Below are 16933 nucleotides of genomic sequence, written 5' to 3'. Positions count from 1 at the left end.
GAGTACCGCTTGCTGCATGAGGCTGGTAAAAAACCGCCGGCCGGGAGATTTGGCGAGTGACCACCTTCATGCGGCGCCGTAACGCGCGCCGGAGCTGCGCACGTCCGCCCGTCTGAGCGTCACAGGTTATCAAGTCCGGTACGGTCCGTTTACAGGACCTTCTCCTCTTCCGGCATACGCGGGAGCTCGACCGTTACGGTCGTTCCCTGCCCGAGCTCGCTCGTGACCTGAAGCGTTCCTCCGTGCAGTTGGGCGATTTCCTGGCAAATGGACAGACCCAGGCCGCTGCCCGGCTGCCGGTTGTCGGCCTTGTAAAACTTCTCCGTCACATACTTCACCGCTTCCGGTGAAATCCCTTCGCCCTCATCTTCCACGATCAGGTGCACGAGACTGCCTTCCACGCGGGTCATGATGCGGATTACCCCGTTTTCCTGCGTGAATTTCATCGCATTGTCAAGCAAGTTGATCAACACCTGCTTAAGCCGGTTCTGATCCCCGAAAACGTAGAGGCTGTTCTCCGCAAGGGAAATTTGCAGCTCCATTCTGCGCCTCTGGCAGTTCCCCGCAAACTGCTGGTAAATGTCTTTCACGAGGCGGTTGACGTCCACCGGTTCGCGGTGCATTTTCATATTACCGGACTGGAGCTTGGAGAAATCGAGGAGGTCTTCGACCAACCCGATCAGACGGTCCGTTTCTTTGGAAATGACGGAAAGACCCGTAAGCGTTTCTTCCTTCTCGTTCAGGTCACCCGAAACCAGCGTCTCGCTCCAGCCTTTAATCGACGTTAAGGGCGTCCGCAGCTCGTGGGAGATCGAGGAGATAAACTCGTTCTTCAGGCGGTCGTTGCGGAGAATTTCGTCCGCCATGTAATTGAGCGTATCGGCCAAATGCCCGACCTCGTCGTCATGCCGTTTGACGGCCTTGTTGTGGAAATCCCCCTGGGCCATGCTCTGGGCGACATCCGTGACCTCGCGGATAGGTCTCACGATCCGGTTGGCGAGAAGCAGACTGACCGCCAGCGATACGAGAATGACGGCCACGCCGATGCCAATGATGATCCAGGCTGTCCTCATGACCATCCGGTCCACCTGCTCGATCGAAGTCGTGTAGCGCAGGACGCCGACGACGCGGTCCCCGTTCTTGAGGGGATAGGAAAGCGCCATGATCCTCTCTTTGGTATCGGTATTCAACCCGATCCACTTGCCGGGCTCTCCGAGCAGAGCGGACTGGACGTCCGACGTATCGATTTTGCGTTTGGAGGTAAACCCGTAAGAATCCCGGATCAGATTCCCTTCCAGGTCCACTACCTCGACCCGGCTGATTTCGTCCTTCGCAAGCTCTTTTAAAATGTTGCGGGCCCTCTCCTGGAGAGGAGAAAGCGAATTGTAGCGGTTGTTGTAGTCGACTGTGAATTTGGCGCGTTCACTTAAGGCCTGAAGGGCGCTTCCGTAATAATATTGATAGATGGTTCCCAGAAACAAGCCTCCGAGAAGCAGCACAATAAATACGATGATCAGCAGAAAATTCCAGACGACTTTACTCCTTATGCTGCTCAAGGGCGGATTCCTTCTTCCAGAGGTACCCATAACCCCAAACGGTTTCGATATGTGCAGGGTGCGACGGATCTACCTCGATTTTTTGGCGGATACGGCGGATGTTGACGTCCACGATTTTTAAATCGCCGACAAAATGCTTACCCCATACGGCATCCAGAATTTCATCCCGGGAAATCCCCTGGTCGGGCTGTTCCATGAACAGCTTCAGAATGGCAAACTCGGTCGGCGTGATATCGATTTCGGTCCGTCCCTTAAACAGTTTCCGTTCCTTCAATTGCAGCGTAAAGATGCCGGAGCTCAGGCTCTGTTTGGCCGATTCCTGCTCGGGAATTTCCAGCCTTCGGTACAGGGCCTTAATTCTCGCAATGAGCTCCACCGGGCTGAACGGCTTCGTCACGTAATCGTCCGCTCCGATCTCCAGACCTTCGGCTTTGTCCGTATCCTGCGATTTCGCCGTCAGCATGATGATGCCCATCTTCGGGTACATTTTCCGCAGCTGCGCGCACACGTCGAATCCCGATAATTGAGTCGGGAGCATAACGTCCAGAATGGCGATGTGAAAAGGGCCTTCATCCTTTACAAGCTGGAGGGCTTCCTCGCCCGTCGCCGCCTCCGTAACATCAATATCGTTGCGTTTAAGATTAATCCGGATAAATCCGCGGATCGATTCTTCATCTTCCAAAATCAGTACTCTCATTCCGGTCTCCCTCCCCTTCTCTAATAATAGACCGGCTTCAGCCGCTCCTGTATATCTTTCAATCCGAGTTTCATCTGGTTATATTCCTGCAAGGATTTGACGGACAGGTTCGTCGGCTTCTCCGGTAAAAACGCTACGGTTTTACGTCCGTACGACGTATCAAGCTCCACGAAGTCGATTTCCTTCTTCTGCAGCTCGTTCTTCATGTTCTCCCACTGCTCCGTCGGGTAATACCGGATGGTCAGCAGCTCCGCTTTTTCCTTGCGGTTCGCGCTTAAATAATAAAAAGTCGTGTACCCGTCGGCACGATCGCTTTTGGACCGTTCCAGCGTAATTTTGCCTCTCCACGATTCGGGAAAATCAAACCGGTACGTGACATTGTTGTCATAGTAATTTTCGTGCACCCATTTGAGCCCGTTCGCGCCGTCCCACTGATACCACTGGTGGATCCAGGGCATATCGGTCGGATTGCTGTTTTCGATAAAAGGAGGGATCTTGAGCAGCTCGATCTCCATAATACCGTCTCCGTTGACGTCTTGGGATCTTCCTTTGTATTCCTTAAAGGTTTGAACGTTCCCCTGTTCGTCCTTGGCACTGAAAACGTCTTTAAGTTTACCGTTGTTCCAAACCAAGAGAGAAGTATACGATGTATTGGCGCCAAGCCCCGCATCCACGAAAATCCCGTTCTGCGAGTCGGTCGCTTTGCCGATCACGACCTGGTAGTAGCCGTTGACGCCGCCGTCCATAGGCAGCTTCTGCATCAGCTTCTTCTCCCCGTTCTTGAACGAGTATAAAGAAGCGGAAGCGTCCAGCTTGTCGCGGTCGAGAAGCAGGGCGGCCACCTCAGGCACTCCGTCGCCGGTCAGATCGCCGATCGCGATCTCGGTGTACGGAATTTTCTCCATCTGGCTCACCACCGAGCCTTTCATGGAATAAACGAACAATTCTTTATTGAGATTGACAGCTTCTCCGGCACTCCAGCCTACGAGCATTTCCGGAGCCCCGTCTCCCGTAACGTCCACGAAGTCGACGCGGTCGATTTCTCTGCCCAGCTCATGGATATCGGTGACCTTCCGCCATTCTTCGTCCACTTGTTCGAGAATGAGGGCCCCGAGTTCGAACTCGTTCTTCTGCAGCCTGTAAAAGGCGACGGCTTCCTTCTGGTTGTCCCCGTTAAGGTCCACCTGGTAAATCGGGCCGGCCGCCGAGTTGTCGGGCAGCTTGAGCGGCGTGTTGAGCACCGCGCCCGGAGGCAGATAGTGGGTCACCGCCTCTTTGAGCTGATACAGGCTCGAGCTCATGGCCGGAGCCTTCAGCAAAGCGGCGGGAGAAGAAGATATGAGCTGGCAGCCGCTGAGCAGCAGCATGGAGAGTCCGGCCGTCAGCAGGCCCGCTGCGGGTCGCGGTATCCATTTGATTCTTCTCTTCATGACATTCCCCTTTTCTAGTGCTGGTTCCATTATAGCAAAGCTGCCCCGGAAGCAGGACCTGAAAATTCTGCATGGACGCGAACGAAAAAACCGCCCGATGCCGGCAAATACGGCATGGACGGCTCGCTTCCGCCGGTTCGGCGGCCTTCCGCAAAACCGGTCCCGGGGCGTTTCATTATTTCGCAGCCAACAATTCCGGCACGGTAACAAACTGGTAGCCCTGAGCCTGCAGATACTCGCAAATTCTGCGGGTGGCCTCTACGGTATTGCTGAGGTCACCGCCTTTGCCTCCGAAGCTGTGCTGCAGAATAATGCTGCCGGGATGAATATGCTGTTTCACATTGTTCATAATCTGATCCGGCGTATTACCGGCCCAGTCTTTCGTGTCGATCGACCAGCCGATGATAAGCTGCCCCTGCTGGGCCGCTACCGCTTTGACGTTATCGTTGACGGCGCCGTACGGGGCACGGAACAGGTACGTTCCCTTGCCGAGCGCTTTCTTCAGCGCCTCGTCCGTGCTCGTCATCTGTTCGCGGGCCTGCTCGGGCGTCAGCTTAGGCAGCTGCGCATGACTCCAGGTATGGTTGCCTACCGCGTGGCCCTCGTCCACGATCCGCTTCACCATATCGGGATATTTATCGACCTGACGACCGACCAGGAAGAACGTCGCTTTCGCGTTGTACTTGCTCAGCACTTCCAGAACCTGCGGCGTCCAGTGCAGGTCCGGACCGTCGTCGAACGTAAGCGCAACGAGTTTATTTTTGGTCGAAACCGAATAAATCGGCGTGGCCAAGTTTGCCGACCCGCCGCCCTGCGGAGCTTGCGTTGACTTCGGCGTCGGCGCAGGATCGGGCGTAGCCGTCGGATCCGGCGTAGGATCCGGCTTCCGAGTCGGCTCCGGCGTCGGCGTAGGATCGGGATGCGCGCTCTTATCCGGCTTCTTCTCCGGTTCATTCGCGGTCGGGACCGGAGACGGGCTTGGCGTAGCCGCCGTTTCTCCCTGGGTTGAGCCCGAAGCCGCTTCCTTGGTCAACAATGCATGGCTGACATTGTATGCAATAAACAACCCCAGCGCTATCATAAGGACATAGCGCAGTCTGAACACTTTTCTTTTTTTCATGATTCCTTCCATCTCCCATTTGTTTCTTCGGCTGATTTCTATGAACCTACCAGCCTGTCTATGACTTCCAGCACATAGGAACGACTGACGCGGCAAGGCGTCTTCTCCTGTATTCCCCGAGTCCGTTCCCTTCAACGTGTTTCCTTATCCTAAGTGTACTCCAACTTTCGACACAAGTAGTTACGAAACCATTACATTTGAACAATTAAGCCGTTACGATCCCGTTACACTTGTAAAAAATTGTACAAGCATGACGAAAAAAGCTTCCGGCGCAGGGGCCGAAAGCTTAAATATAGAGGATGTTTTATTTCCTGTAAAGACCAATTTTTAGAGAGACTGGCAGGTCGGCCGCGAAACGTTTCGGTTCCGCGCACGCTCGATAAACTCATACGCTCTCGCTACTTCTTCTTCCGTCGGTGTGAGGGCGTCTTTGAGCGGATATTCCCGGTGAAGAAGATCCCATTTATAGGTTCCCAGCTTGTGATAAGGAAGAAGCTCGAATTTTTCCACGGTCGTCAGACTGGCCAGAAAAGAACCGAGCCGCTCCAGCTCGTCTTCCGTATCCGTCATTCCGGGAACGAGCACCCGCCGGATCCACATCGGCCTGCCGTGATCGGAAAGCCAGCGCGCCGTGCGCAGGATCTTGTCGTTGGGCTGGCTCGTCAGCGCGATATGCTTGTCGCGGTCCATCATTTTCAGATCAAGCAGAACGAGGTCCGTTTCTTCAAAAAGCTCGCGGACATGCTCGTGGCCCACTTCGCAAAAACCGGAAGAGTCGAGCGCCGTGTTCACTCCGAAGCGTTCCTTGCACGCTTTAAAAAGCTCCGCGACAAACGCCGCCTGCAGCGTCGGCTCTCCGCCCGTTACGGTGATTCCCCCGCCCGACTTCCGGTAGTACGGAAGATAAGGCTCCATTTCGGCGAGGATTTCATCGACGGTCACCGTCCGTCCTCCGCAGGTGTCCCACGTATCGGGGTTGTGACAGTAGCCGCACTGCAGGGCGCATCCCTGCATGAAGAGAACAAACCGGATACCGGGGCCGTCTACCGTGCCGAACGTTTCGATGGAATGGATTCTGCCTTTCATGACTAACACGTCCTTTGCTTCGGCGTGCCCCGGTCCCTTTTACATGGCGCCGTGGAACGTCCGGTTAATAACGTCGAGCTGCTGCTCGCGGGTGAGTTTGATAAAGTTGACCGCATAGCCCGAAACCCGGATGGTGAGCTGCGGATACTGCTCGGGATGCTCCATCGCGTCCAGAAGCTGCTGCCGGTCGAATACGTTCACGTTGAGATGGTGCGCTCCGCTTTCGAAGTATCCGTCCAGCATATGGACGAGATTGTCCTTGCGCGTCTGCGGCTCTTTGCCGAGCGCTTTGGGCACAATCGAGAACGTGTTCGAGATGCCGTCCAGGCTGTGCTCGTAAGGCAGTTTGGCGACGGAGCCGAGCGAGGCCAGCGCGCCTTTGCGGTCGCGTCCGTGCATCGGGTTCGCGCCCGGCGCGAACGGTTCGCCCGCTTTGCGCCCGTCCGGCGTGGAGCCGGTTTTTTTGCCGTAAACGACGTTGGACGTAATGGTCAGGACCGACTGGGTCGGAACCGCATCCCGGTAAGGTTTGTGCTTGCGGATCATGCCCATGAACGCTTCGACGAGAGAAACGGCGATGGAATCGACGCGGTCGTCGTTGTTGCCGTACATCGGGTAATCACCTTCGATTTCGAAATCGACGGCGATTCCTTTCTCGTTGCGGACCGGGCGCACTTTGGCGTATTTGATCGCGCTCAGCGAGTCGGCGACTACGGACAATCCCGCGATTCCGCAGGCCATGGTACGGACGATTTCCCGGTCATGAAGGGCCATTTCAATCCGCTCGTAACAGTACTTGTCGTGCATGTAGTGAATCACGTTCAGCGTGTTCATATACAGCTTCGCCAGCCATTCCATGACACCCTTGAATTTATGCATAACCTCGTCGTAATCGAGCACATCGGCGGTAATCGGCACGCTTTCGGGTCCGATCTGGACCCCGAGCTTTTCGTCCACGCCGCCGTTAATGGCGTACAGGAGAGCTTTGGCCAGATTGGCCCGCGCTCCGAAGAACTGCATCTGCTTGCCGATCCTCATGGCGGATACGCAGCAGGCGATTCCGTAATCGTCGCCGTAGAAAGGACGCATCAGGTCGTCGTTCTCGTACTGGATGGAGCTCGTTTCGATCGAGACTTTGGCGCAGTACTTCTTGAACGCCTCCGGCAGCTGCTCGGACCAGAGCACCGTCAGATTAGGCTCGGGAGCGGGACCCAGGTTATACAGCGTATGAAGAAACCGAATGGAGTTTTTCGTCACGCGGGTCCGGCCCGACAAGGACATGCCCCCGATAGACTCCGTCACCCAGGTGGGGTCGCCGCTGAACAGCTCGTTATAATCAGGCGTACGCAAGAATTTGACAATCCGCAGCTTCATGACGAAATGGTCCACCAGCTCCTGCGCCTGCGTTTCGGTCAAGGTTCCTTCGCGGAGATCTCTTTCGATATAAATATCGAGGAAAGAGGACACCCGTCCCAGACTCATCGCCGCGCCGTTCTGTTCCTTGATCGCCGCCAGATAGGCGAAATACAGCCACTGGAACGCTTCGCGGGCATCGGAGGCCGGCCCCGTGATGTCAAAACCGTGGTCGGCGGCCATCTTCTTCAGCTCGGCGAGCGCCCGGATCTGCTCGGACAGCTCCTCGCGGGCACGGATGACGTCCTCCGTGATCGCATCCACTTCAAGAAGCAAAAGATCCTTCTTCTTATCGGCCACGAGGGCGTCGATGCCGTACAGCGCTACCCGGCGGTAATCGCCGATGATCCGTCCGCGCCCGTAAGCGTCCGGCAAGCCCGTGATGATGCCGGCTTTTCTGGCGGCCCGCATGTCGCTGGTGTAGGCGTCGAACACGCCTTGGTTATGCGTCTTGCGGATGTCCGTGAACAGCCGGACCATGTCCTGCGGCAGCTTGAAGCCGTAAGCTTCGCAGGCGTCCTCCATCATCCGGATGCCGCCGAACGGCTGCACGGAGCGTTTGAACGGCTCATCCGTCTGGAGCCCGACTACACGTTCCTTGTCTTTGTCGAGATAGCCCGGTGCGTGGGAAACGATCGTGGACACGGTGTTCACATCCACATCGAGCACGCCTCCCTGCTCTCTTTCGCGCCGGGTCAGGTTCTTGACGACTTCCCAAAGCGCCTTCGTATCTTCCGTCGGAGGGGCAAGAAAAGCCTCGTCTCCCTCATAAGGCGTCAGGTTAAGCTCGATAAAGTCACGGACGTCGATCCCGTGCTGCCACTTTCCTTTGCGGAACCCGCGGTATACTCCCTCTTCAGCAGACTTCATGCGCATCTCGCGCTCTTCGATAGCCATTTTTGTTCCCTCCTTGGAATGAACGGACGGGCCGCGGAGCGGCCGCCCGGCAAAGCTGATTTCGTTTCAGCGCAAACTTCACTGCATTCCGCCGTCATGATCACTGTCTTTGGGTCCGTTTCACCGCACCGCTGCTGCGGCGCCGCTCCCGCTTATTCAGGCAGCAGATAAGTCCCGGGCCGCTTGCTCAAATTCTGCCGTAGAAGGCGTCCCGGTACACTTCGGCCAGCTCGCTGACGAGCGGCATTTTCGGATTCGCGGTCGTACACTGGTCTTCGAACGCTTTGTCCGCCAGGTACTCCACACGGCTTTCGAAATCATCGGCATCGAATCCGAGTTCTTTGAACGAAGCGGGAATGCCCAGCTTCTGATTCAGCTCGCGGATGGCGTCGATGAGACTCTTGACGCCTTCCTCCGTGGTGGCGGCCGGAAGCCCGAGGAACCGGGCGATTTCGGCGTAGCGCTCGTCGGCGCAGTAGTGCGAGTATTTCGGGAACGACGCGTATTTCGACGGCTTCGCCGCGTTATACCGGATGACGTACGGCATCAGGATCGCGTTGGTCCGTCCGTGCGCCGTTCCGTACTGCCCGCCCCACTTATGCGCCAGGCTGTGGTTGATGCCCAGGAAGGCGTTCGCAAAGGCCATGCCGGCGATCGTGGACGCATTGTGCATTTTCTCCCTGGCCAGCTTGTCGGCCGTCGCATGGGACTGCTCCAGGTTGCGGAACACGAGCTTGATGGCCTGCAGGCAGAGCCCGTCCGTATAGTCGTTTGCCATGACGGAGACGTAAGCTTCGATCGCGTGTGTGAGCACATCCATGCCGGTGTCGGCCACGGCTGTTTTCGGGAGCGAGTAAACGAATTCGGGATCGACGATGGCCACATCCGGCGTAAGCTCGTAATCGGCGAGCGGATATTTCGTGTGGCCGTTCTGTTTATCCGTGATGACGGCGAACGAAGTCACTTCCGAACCGGTACCCGAAGTCGTCGGGATGGCAACAAACTTCGCCTTCTTGCCGAGCTTCGGATATTTGAACGTCCGCTTGCGGATGTCCATGAACTTCTGTTTCAGCGAATGGAACGTGACGTCGGGGTACTCGTAGAACAGCCACATCGCTTTCGCCGCATCCATCGGCGATCCGCCGCCGAGCGCCACAATGCAGTCCGGCTGGAAGGCGTTCATCATGGCCGTCCCGCGTTCAACGGTGTCGACTGAAGGGTCCGGCTCCACATCGCTGAAAACTTCGATGGCTACCGGCATCCGGCGCTGGCGCAAGTAATGTTCCACGCGTTCCACGTAGCCGAGTTTCACCATCATCGGGTCGGTCACGATCAAAACACGGGTGATGTCCGGCATTTTCGCCAGGTACTGGGTGGCGTTTCTTTCGAAATAAATTTTCTCGGGCACTTTAAACCACTGCATATTCACCGTCCGATGTGCGACTTTTTTGACGTTGATCAGGTTGACCGCCGTCACGTTCGAAGAAGTGGAATTGCGGCCGTACGAGCCGCAGCCTAGCGTCAGCGAAGGGATATTGGCGTTGTAGATATCCCCGATCGCCCCGTGAGTCGAAGGCGCGTTAACGATAATGCGGCAGGTCGGCAGCTCCTTGGCGAATGCGGCGATCACTCCGTCGTCGTTCGAATGGATGACCGAGGTGTGGCCGAGTCCGCCGAATGCCGCAATCTCCGCTGCCCGGGCAATGCCCGCTTGAGCCGTGGCGGCCGTGTAGCAGGCCAGCACGGGGCTCAGCTTCTCGGCGGACAGCGGGTAGGCCGGACCGACGCCGTCCAGCTCGGCGATCAGGATTTTCGTCCCGGCGGGAACCTCGAACCCCGCCATTTCGGCGATGCGTACCGCGGGCTGGCCCACAATCGCCGCGTTCACGGCGCATCCGGCGTTCATGCCGAACTGGGACAGCTTCTTCGTTTCCTTGGCGCTCAGGAAATGGCAGCCCTGCGCCTTCAGCATCGCCTTGGCCTCCGCCGCGATCGCTTCGTCCAGGATAACGGCCTGCTCGGATGCGCAGATCATGCCGTTGTCAAACGTCTTCGAGAGAATCAAATCCGTGACTGCCTGGCGCAGGTCCGCGGTTCTCTCGATGAAGCACGGCACGTTGCCCGGGCCGACGCCGAGAGCGGGTTTGCCTGCGCTGTAAGCGGATTTGACCATGCCGGAGCCGCCGGTAGCCAGAATCAGGGCCACTCCCTCGTGGTGCATAAGCTCGTGCGTCGCTTCCATAGAAGGCTTCTCCACCCACTGGATGCAATCTTTCGGCGCCCCGTGGCTTACCGCCGCTTCGTACAGAACGCGGGCCGCTTCGGAGCTGCATTTCTGCGCGGACGGATGGAAGGCGAAAATAATCGGATTCCGCGTCTTCATCGCGATCAGCGCTTTAAACATCGTTGTCGAGGTCGGATTCGTTACCGGGGTGACGCCGGCGATAATTCCGACCGGTTCGGCGATGGACGTAAGGCCGGTCGTCGGATCGTCGTCGATTACGCCGACCGTTTTGTCGTACTTCACGGAGTTATGAATATACTCGGTCGCGAACAAGTTCTTGATGATCTTGTCTTCATATACGCCCCGCCCCGTTTCTTCCACCGCAAGCTTGGCGAGAACCATATGCCGGTCAACGCCGGCCAGCGCCATTTCCTGTACGATGCGGTCGACCTGGGATTGGTCCAAGCCTTCAAAAGCGGCCTGCGCTTTCTTCGCGTTCTGCACCAGCCGGTCTACCTGTTCTTTGGCCGCCGCAGCTGCGGGTTTTACGGTCTCATTTTCCTGTACAGCCATCTCTCCGCCTCCTCTGTTCTTTCTACACCTTCATTGTAGGTGATTGTGAATTTTTTCACTATGACATTTATCACAGACAAAAGCGCGGCCCCGCCTTATGGTGAAGACAGGAAACACGCGCGCGCTTTACCATCATCCGCAGGACCGACAGGAGGAAATGACGATGAGCACAATAACCGTGGAACGTCTGCCGTATGCCGCTATGGACCCAGGCAGCCAGTTGTCCGACGCCCTATACTATTTGAAGCAGCAGCATGAATTTCTTGAGGCCGATCTGCTGGAACTGCAAATGCTCGCACGCGGAATCGGAGCCGCCGGAAGCCGGGATTCGCTCAAAACCGATTTACACCAGCTGAAGGTACGCGCCGAACGGTTCTTGAAGTTTTTCCAGCAGTATCAGCAGGATGAACAGGAAACGCTTTTCCCTATCGTTGATTTGTACACGGGCGACAAAATGGGCCCTACCGCCGTTATGAAGCAGGAATACAACATGGCCGTCCACAATCTGCGCCTTTTCTTCCAGGCTCTCAAAGAAGACAGTCAAACCCTCGATCCCCTGTGCGCCAAACGTTCGGTATCCCACGTGCTCCAGTCGTGCTTCATTCTTCTTGAGCATATGCGTAAAGAAAAAGAATGGGTATTCCCGCTCGCCGAGCAGATGCTGACCGATATCGAGCAGTTTTATTCGTAGAAAGCCGATTTTCCCGATTAAAAGAAACCGGAGCCGCCTAATGCAGACGGAACTCCGGTTTTTTGTGTCCTTTTGCCTGTAAACGGCAGGTTTGCGTTGAATACGGACAGGCGTGGTAACCAATATTGTACGAAAAGTGTGATTTTTATCATATATGATTTACGTCATATCCGGTATACTGGAAGCAGAAGTCAAAGAGGAGGGAAGCCATCATGAACACCGGCACAAATCCCGTTTACTATACGAATCCCCGGAACACGGCTGCCTTTAAGACGGAAAACTTGCAGAAGCTGACGGATATTATGCATGAGCAGAAGCTTCAACCCGGCGCCTACTTGTTTTGGGAAGGCGATACGGCTGACAAGCTTTATTTTATAAAAAACGGCCGGGTACGCGCTACGAAGTCTACGGACGAAGGCAAGGATCTCGTGCTTTACTTATACCAGCAGGGCGATCTGATCGGCATGATCGATCCCTACGACGACACGAAGCATTGGTACAGCGCGGAAGTGCTGGAAGAAACCCTGATCGGCGTGGCGCACAAGAAAGACGTGGAAATGCTGATCTGGCAGAGCGGCGAATTCGCTCTGGAATTTATGCGCTGGATGGGGCTCAGCCACCGGATGACGCAGACGAAATACCGCGATATGATGCTCTACGGAAAACCCGGGGCCCTGTGCTCCACCATCATCCGCTTGTCGAACACGTACGGCAGGCACGAAGAGGACGGGACGATCCGCATTACGAAAAAGCTCACCCACTCGGAGCTGTCGGATATGATCGGCTCCACCCGCGAAAGCGTGAATCGCATGTTCAGCGACCTGCGCAAAGCTCAGGCCATTGAAATGGATAACGGCTACATCATCATTCGCGATTTGAATTATTTAAAGGGCATTTGCCACTGCGAAAACTGCCCCATAGAAGTGTGCCGGATGTAACCGGCACACTTTTTTTATTTGGGCCGGACGAGACGGCCCCCCACGTCGTGCGGCGCTGAAATATCCGGGCGCCCCGGCGAGTGGGGCCAGCGCTGCCGACACGGGAATCCCGGGCGCGGGGTTCCCGGAGGACGGGGTTCCTGGAGGACGGTCCGGCACAGCATAGTACGGCGCTGAATTCTCCAGGCGCCGATTCCCGGCAGTGTGTTCCGGCACAGCATGGCGCAGACCTATAGCGACAACGTTCACCCCCGCGTGCGGGATACGGCGCCCCATCACCCGGCTGCGGGCCGTAAAAAAGCTCCCTGATTGAAATCAGGGAGCTTTCTTTCTTCGCTTGCGGGACTGCGCCTGCGCCTAGCGTATGTTTACAGCTTTCCGTCCGCCCGTTTCACAGGCGAGATGAAGTAATACAGCAACCCGACAAACACGGCCCCGCCGACGATGTTCCCCAGCGTTACCGGGATCATGTTGTGGAACCAGCCGGCCAAGGTAACCGTTTCGGGATGCGGGAGAATCAGGGCCAGCCCCAGCACGGTCATATTCGCCACGCTGTGCTCATACCCCGATGCGATAAAGCCGTACAGCATCCAGAAGATGAGAATCAGCTTCGCCGTGTCCTCTTTGGCTCTCATCGAAGTCCAGATCGCCAGGCAGACGAACCAGTTACAAAGAATTCCCCGGAAAAACAGCTGCGTGGTGTCCATGTTCATTTTTTTCGCGGCGATGGTCATTAACAAATGGTCCGGCTTAATATTGGCAAACACCCCGGCACCGACGACCAGCAGTACGAGGACCATGGCCCCCGTCAGGTTCCCCAGGTAGCACCAGAACCAGTTGACGAGCGTATCCTTCCACGTGACTTTACGCGATAGCGTCCCGATGGTGAAATACATGTTGTTCCCCGTAAAAAGCTCCGATCCGGCAAAAATCACCAGTGTGAGCGCGACTCCGAACGACAGGCCCATGACCGTTGTCGTAACCGGCGATTTTGCCGCAAACAGCGGGGCCCCTACGGAAAAGATAAGCACGATGCCGAGTCCTACGTAAGCACCGGCCAGACCGGCCGCCGTCAGGTAGCGAAGAAGGCTTTCGGAGAGAAAATTCTTTTTCTGCAGGGCCGCGGCGGCCATTTTTTCCACGGTTTCAGTAAACATTATGCGTCATCTCCTCGCGGGTTGAAAACAGGTTAAGCCGGACGAAAGATGTTCCGGATAAGCCTCTTGTGCGTACAAGCCGGCAGGGCGGAACCACGGCCGGAAGGGGCATCACAGCCCGATCCAGACATGCTCCCCGTCGGTTTTCACCGGATAAGTTTTCACCTGTCCCGTATCCGGCGCCTGCACTTTACCGTCCAGCAGGTTGATTTTCCAGTCATACAGGGGATCGTAAAGCAGGTCCCCCGATATCATCCCTTCGCAGAGCGGACCTCCTCTACGGTGAGGACTACGGTTCTGGAGCGCGAAGAGACGGCCGTCCGTCAAATGAAACACGGCGATTTCTTCTTCTCCCACGAAAACGGTCTTTCCCAGCCGAGCCGGAAAATCACCTTGTCTGCCGATGCAAACGTAGGTTTCCGGTTTTTCCTGAAGCTGTCGGTTCATCGATTTCTCCTCCTTTGGGGAGCTGCTTGGCAGCCCCTGTCTGTCCGATGCGCTTTATTCCGTTGGCGGCCCTACCGGCACGTTGACGCCTTCATACAGCTCCTGACGGAGCTGGCGGTCGCCGATCACTTTTTGCCAAGGATCGTGCGCGCGTGTCAGGGCGGTCTCCATGCGGTTTACAAGCTCCCGCCGGTTCGCTTCATCCGTGATCGCATGGTTCTGGATATAAGCCAGACCCAGCCGCTCGACCCAATCCGATGTTCTTTCCAGGTAATTGGCGGTTTCCCGGTAAAACTGGATCAGCGACGAGGTAATCTCCAGAAGCTCCTCATCCGTCTTCACCTTTACCGCAAGATCCGCAAGCCGCGGTTTAATACCCCCATTGCCGCCGATGTAAATCTCCCAGCCGCCGTCGTTGCCGACGATTCCGACATCCTTGGTGCACGATTCCGCACAGTTGCGCGGGCAGCCGTTCACGGCCATTTTAAACTTGGCGGGCATGTCGATCCTTTCGAATTTCTTCTCCAGCAGTTGTCCCATCCCCATCGAATCCTGGGTGCCGAACCGGCAGAAGGTCGAGCCTACGCACGTTTTGACCGTCCGGAGCGCTTTGGCATACGCGTAGCCCGATGGCATACCGAGTTCTTCCCAGACTTTCGGCAGATCTTCTTTGCGAACGCCCATCAGGTCGATCCGCTGTCCGCCGGTCATTTTGACGGCACGGACGTTATATTTCACGGCCACATCGCCGATCCTTTTCAGCTCTTCCGCCGAGCTTACGCCGCCGTACATCCGCGGTACGACCGTATATGTGCCGTCCTTGTTGATGTTCGCATGCAGTCGTTCGTTGACGAATCTCGATTCTTTTTCGTCCACGTAGGTTTCCGGCCACAACATCGTCAAATAGTAGTTGAGCGCAGGCCGGCACTTCGAGCAGCCTTCGGGGTTGCTCCAATTCAGAGCGGCCATGGTCTCGCGGGTCGTCGTCAGCTTCCGCTCACGCATGGCTGCGACAATTTCATCCCGGCCGAGCTGCGTGCAGCCGCAGATGCCATGGGCCGCTGTGCCCGCTTCGTAGCCGTCGCCCAGCACGCCGGCCAGAATCTGCTCGACAAGCGGCTTGCAGCCTCCGCACGAGCGGCAAGCTCCGGTGCAGGCTTTTACTTCGTCGACTGTTTTCAGACCCTGTGCGCGGACAACCTCCACGATGGTTCCTTTCGTCACCCCGTTGCAGCCGCATACGATATCCTCGTCGGCCAGAAGCTCCGCCCCGCCGCCGCTTTCCTCTCCCGCGGGAATTCCCATCAGGACGGCGTGCACGTCTTCGGTCATTTCGCGGCCGCTTCGTATCCACTGCTGAAGCTGGGTCGCCTGGCTGACATCGCCGAACAGCACGCCGCCTACGATCCGGCTGCCGCGGACGAGCACCTTTTTATAAATGCCTCTCCAGTCATCCTGCATTTTGACGATCGTAAGATCCGGACGATCCATAAACTCACCGGCCGAGAATACGTCCACACCCGATATTTTCAGCTTGGTGGCCAGCACCGTTCCCTCGTAAGGAGCCGTCTGCACCCCGCACAAATGCTTGGCTAGCACGCTGCCCTGTTCAAAAAGCGGGGCGACAAGCCCGTAGCACACGCTGCGGTGCTCGCAGCATTCTCCGACAGCATACACGTCCTGCGCCGAGGTCCGCATAAAATCGTCCACGACGATTCCGCGATTGACTTCCAGGCCCCCGGCCGCGGCCAAAACGCTGTTCGGCTTAATTCCCGCCGCCATGACGACAAAGTCCGTTTCCAGCGCGGTTCCGTCCGTAAACGCCAGCCCTTCGACGCGCACGCCGCCCGTTAGCTCCTTCGTCTGTTTCCCCATCGCGAAACGCAGTCCCTGGCGCTCCAGCTCCGCCCGCAGCATCCCCGAAGCCGCCGGGTCCAGCTGGCGTTCCATCAGATCGTCCATCAGATGAACGACCGTCACTTCCATGCCCAGCTTCGAAAGGCCCTTGGCCGCTTCGAGACCGAGGAGGCCGCCGCCGATGACGGCCGCCTGTCGATAAGTCCGGGCCGCTTCCGTCATCGCTTCACAGTCGGCAATGTCGCGGAAACCGACGACTCCCTCTTTGTCCGCGCCCGGAACCGGCAGAATGAACGGCTTCGAGCCCGTCGCCAAAATCAGGACGTCATAAGGAAGGACATCCCCGCGGTCGGTCGTGACCGTTTTGGCCGTCGTATCCAGCGCAGTCGCTGTCGTCCCCGTCAGAAGCTCAATGCCGTTTTCCCGGTACCAGCTCCAATCGTTCAGGACGATTTCATCCGTCGTTTTGCTGCCCTCAAGCACATATGAGAGCTGAATCCGGTTATAATTCGGGTGAGGCTCGCTCCCCACAATCGTTATATCAAACAAGCCGGTGTTGATTTTTAAAATCTGCTCGATCACACCCACTCCTGCCATTCCGTTTCCGATAAGCACCAGTTTTCTCCGATTCATTGCCTAACGCCCCCTGCCTTGGTCGATCTTTGAAAAGTTTCACTTGTGAAATTAAGCACATACTTAGTATAAACGTCTTCGGTGCCGGTCAGATGTGAAAAAAGTCACAGGACGGGAAGCGGATGTGAACATCGCTTGAAAGAAACGTGAACCAAAACTGCCGCCATACAAAAAAAAGCACATTCGCACCGGTAAACCGGGAATGTGCTTCTTT

The 16933-nt window shown here is 56.6% G+C and carries 12 protein-coding genes; 2 read left to right on the top strand and 10 right to left on the bottom strand.

What is annotated here, in order from left to right:
• Positions 1 to 149 precede the first annotated feature (149 nt).
• From ABH899_RS01765 to adhE, 7 genes are all read right to left on the bottom strand, one after another.
• Positions 150 to 1556, bottom strand: coding sequence for a HAMP domain-containing sensor histidine kinase (locus tag ABH899_RS01765; RefSeq protein WP_009675048.1), 1407 nt, complete (start codon positions 1554 to 1556; stop codon positions 150 to 152).
• On the bottom strand, positions 1537 to 2253 hold the full coding sequence (locus tag ABH899_RS01760; protein ID WP_009675036.1) for a response regulator transcription factor: 717 nt from the start codon (positions 2251 to 2253) through the stop codon (positions 1537 to 1539). The genes ABH899_RS01765 and ABH899_RS01760 overlap by 20 nt, the downstream gene beginning before the upstream one ends.
• Before the next feature lie 20 nt (positions 2254 to 2273).
• Positions 2274 to 3683 carry a hypothetical protein gene (locus tag ABH899_RS01755; protein WP_369993474.1) on the bottom strand — a complete coding sequence of 470 codons (1410 nt, stop codon included), beginning with the start codon at positions 3681 to 3683 and terminating at the stop codon, positions 2274 to 2276.
• A gap of 175 nt (positions 3684 to 3858) precedes the next feature.
• A complete protein-coding gene (locus tag ABH899_RS01750; RefSeq protein ID WP_369993471.1) occupies positions 3859 to 4803 on the bottom strand; it encodes a polysaccharide deacetylase family protein in 945 nt (314 codons plus the stop codon).
• A gap of 327 nt (positions 4804 to 5130) precedes the next feature.
• Positions 5131 to 5889, bottom strand: a complete 759-nt coding sequence (pflA, locus tag ABH899_RS01745) for a pyruvate formate-lyase-activating protein (protein WP_369993469.1) — start codon at positions 5887 to 5889, stop codon at positions 5131 to 5133.
• Positions 5890 to 5928: 39 nt separating this feature from the next.
• Positions 5929 to 8199 (bottom strand): formate C-acetyltransferase, encoded by a 2271-nt coding sequence (pflB, locus tag ABH899_RS01740; protein ID WP_369993467.1) that lies wholly within the window; start codon positions 8197 to 8199, stop codon positions 5929 to 5931.
• Between the two features lie 187 nt (positions 8200 to 8386).
• Entirely contained in the window at positions 8387 to 10996 is a 2610-nt protein-coding gene (gene adhE / locus ABH899_RS01735) for a bifunctional acetaldehyde-CoA/alcohol dehydrogenase (RefSeq protein ID WP_369993464.1), read from the bottom strand.
• A 163-nt stretch (positions 10997 to 11159) separates the two neighbouring features.
• On the opposite strand from adhE, the gene ABH899_RS01730 reads away from it, so the two are divergent.
• Together ABH899_RS01730 and ABH899_RS01725 are read left to right on the top strand one after the other, a co-directional pair.
• Positions 11160 to 11687 carry a hemerythrin domain-containing protein gene (locus ABH899_RS01730; protein WP_369993462.1) on the top strand — a complete coding sequence of 176 codons (528 nt, stop codon included), beginning with the start codon at positions 11160 to 11162 and terminating at the stop codon, positions 11685 to 11687.
• Positions 11688 to 11899: 212 nt separating this feature from the next.
• Positions 11900 to 12625 carry a Crp/Fnr family transcriptional regulator gene (locus ABH899_RS01725; protein WP_369993459.1) on the top strand — a complete coding sequence of 242 codons (726 nt, stop codon included), beginning with the start codon at positions 11900 to 11902 and terminating at the stop codon, positions 12623 to 12625.
• 368 nt (positions 12626 to 12993) lie between these two features.
• Here the strand turns inward: ABH899_RS01725 and ABH899_RS01720 are convergent, their stop codons facing one another.
• From ABH899_RS01720 to nirB, 3 genes are all read right to left on the bottom strand, one after another.
• Positions 12994 to 13782 (bottom strand): formate/nitrite transporter family protein, encoded by a 789-nt coding sequence (locus ABH899_RS01720; protein WP_369993457.1) that lies wholly within the window; start codon positions 13780 to 13782, stop codon positions 12994 to 12996.
• Between the two features lie 111 nt (positions 13783 to 13893).
• On the bottom strand, positions 13894 to 14229 hold the full coding sequence (gene nirD / locus ABH899_RS01715) for a nitrite reductase small subunit NirD (protein ID WP_369993455.1): 336 nt from the start codon (positions 14227 to 14229) through the stop codon (positions 13894 to 13896).
• A 54-nt stretch (positions 14230 to 14283) separates the two neighbouring features.
• Positions 14284 to 16719, bottom strand: coding sequence for a nitrite reductase large subunit NirB (nirB, locus tag ABH899_RS01710; RefSeq protein ID WP_369993452.1), 2436 nt, complete (start codon positions 16717 to 16719; stop codon positions 14284 to 14286).
• Between the last annotated feature and the right edge of the window lie 214 nt (positions 16720 to 16933).

Source organism: Paenibacillus sp. RC84 (genome assembly GCF_041260495.1).
GTDB lineage: Bacteria > Bacillota > Bacilli > Paenibacillales > NBRC-103111 > Paenibacillus_F.
This window is presented reverse-complemented; position numbering and strand designations above follow the sequence as displayed.

Excerpts from the sequence above, each read along its gene's own strand:
- ABH899_RS01730 (WP_369993462.1), top strand. The coding sequence starts at position 11,160 with ATGAGCACAATAACCGTGGAACGTCTGCCGTATGCCGCTATGGACCCA.
- ABH899_RS01725 (WP_369993459.1), top strand. The coding sequence starts at position 11,900 with ATGAACACCGGCACAAATCCCGTTTACTATACGAATCCCCGGAACACG.
- pflA (WP_369993469.1), bottom strand. The coding sequence starts at position 5,889 with ATGAAAGGCAGAATCCATTCCATCGAAACGTTCGGCACGGTAGACGGC.
- ABH899_RS01720 (WP_369993457.1), bottom strand. The coding sequence starts at position 13,782 with ATGTTTACTGAAACCGTGGAAAAAATGGCCGCCGCGGCCCTGCAGAAA.
- adhE (WP_369993464.1), bottom strand. The coding sequence starts at position 10,996 with ATGGCTGTACAGGAAAATGAGACCGTAAAACCCGCAGCTGCGGCGGCC.
- pflB (WP_369993467.1), bottom strand. The coding sequence starts at position 8,199 with ATGGCTATCGAAGAGCGCGAGATGCGCATGAAGTCTGCTGAAGAGGGA.
- ABH899_RS01750 (WP_369993471.1), bottom strand. The coding sequence starts at position 4,803 with ATGAAAAAAAGAAAAGTGTTCAGACTGCGCTATGTCCTTATGATAGCG.
- nirD (WP_369993455.1), bottom strand. The coding sequence starts at position 14,229 with ATGAACCGACAGCTTCAGGAAAAACCGGAAACCTACGTTTGCATCGGC.
- ABH899_RS01760 (WP_009675036.1), bottom strand. The coding sequence starts at position 2,253 with ATGAGAGTACTGATTTTGGAAGATGAAGAATCGATCCGCGGATTTATC.
- ABH899_RS01755 (WP_369993474.1), bottom strand. The coding sequence starts at position 3,683 with ATGAAGAGAAGAATCAAATGGATACCGCGACCCGCAGCGGGCCTGCTG.
- nirB (WP_369993452.1), bottom strand. The coding sequence starts at position 16,719 with ATGAATCGGAGAAAACTGGTGCTTATCGGAAACGGAATGGCAGGAGTG.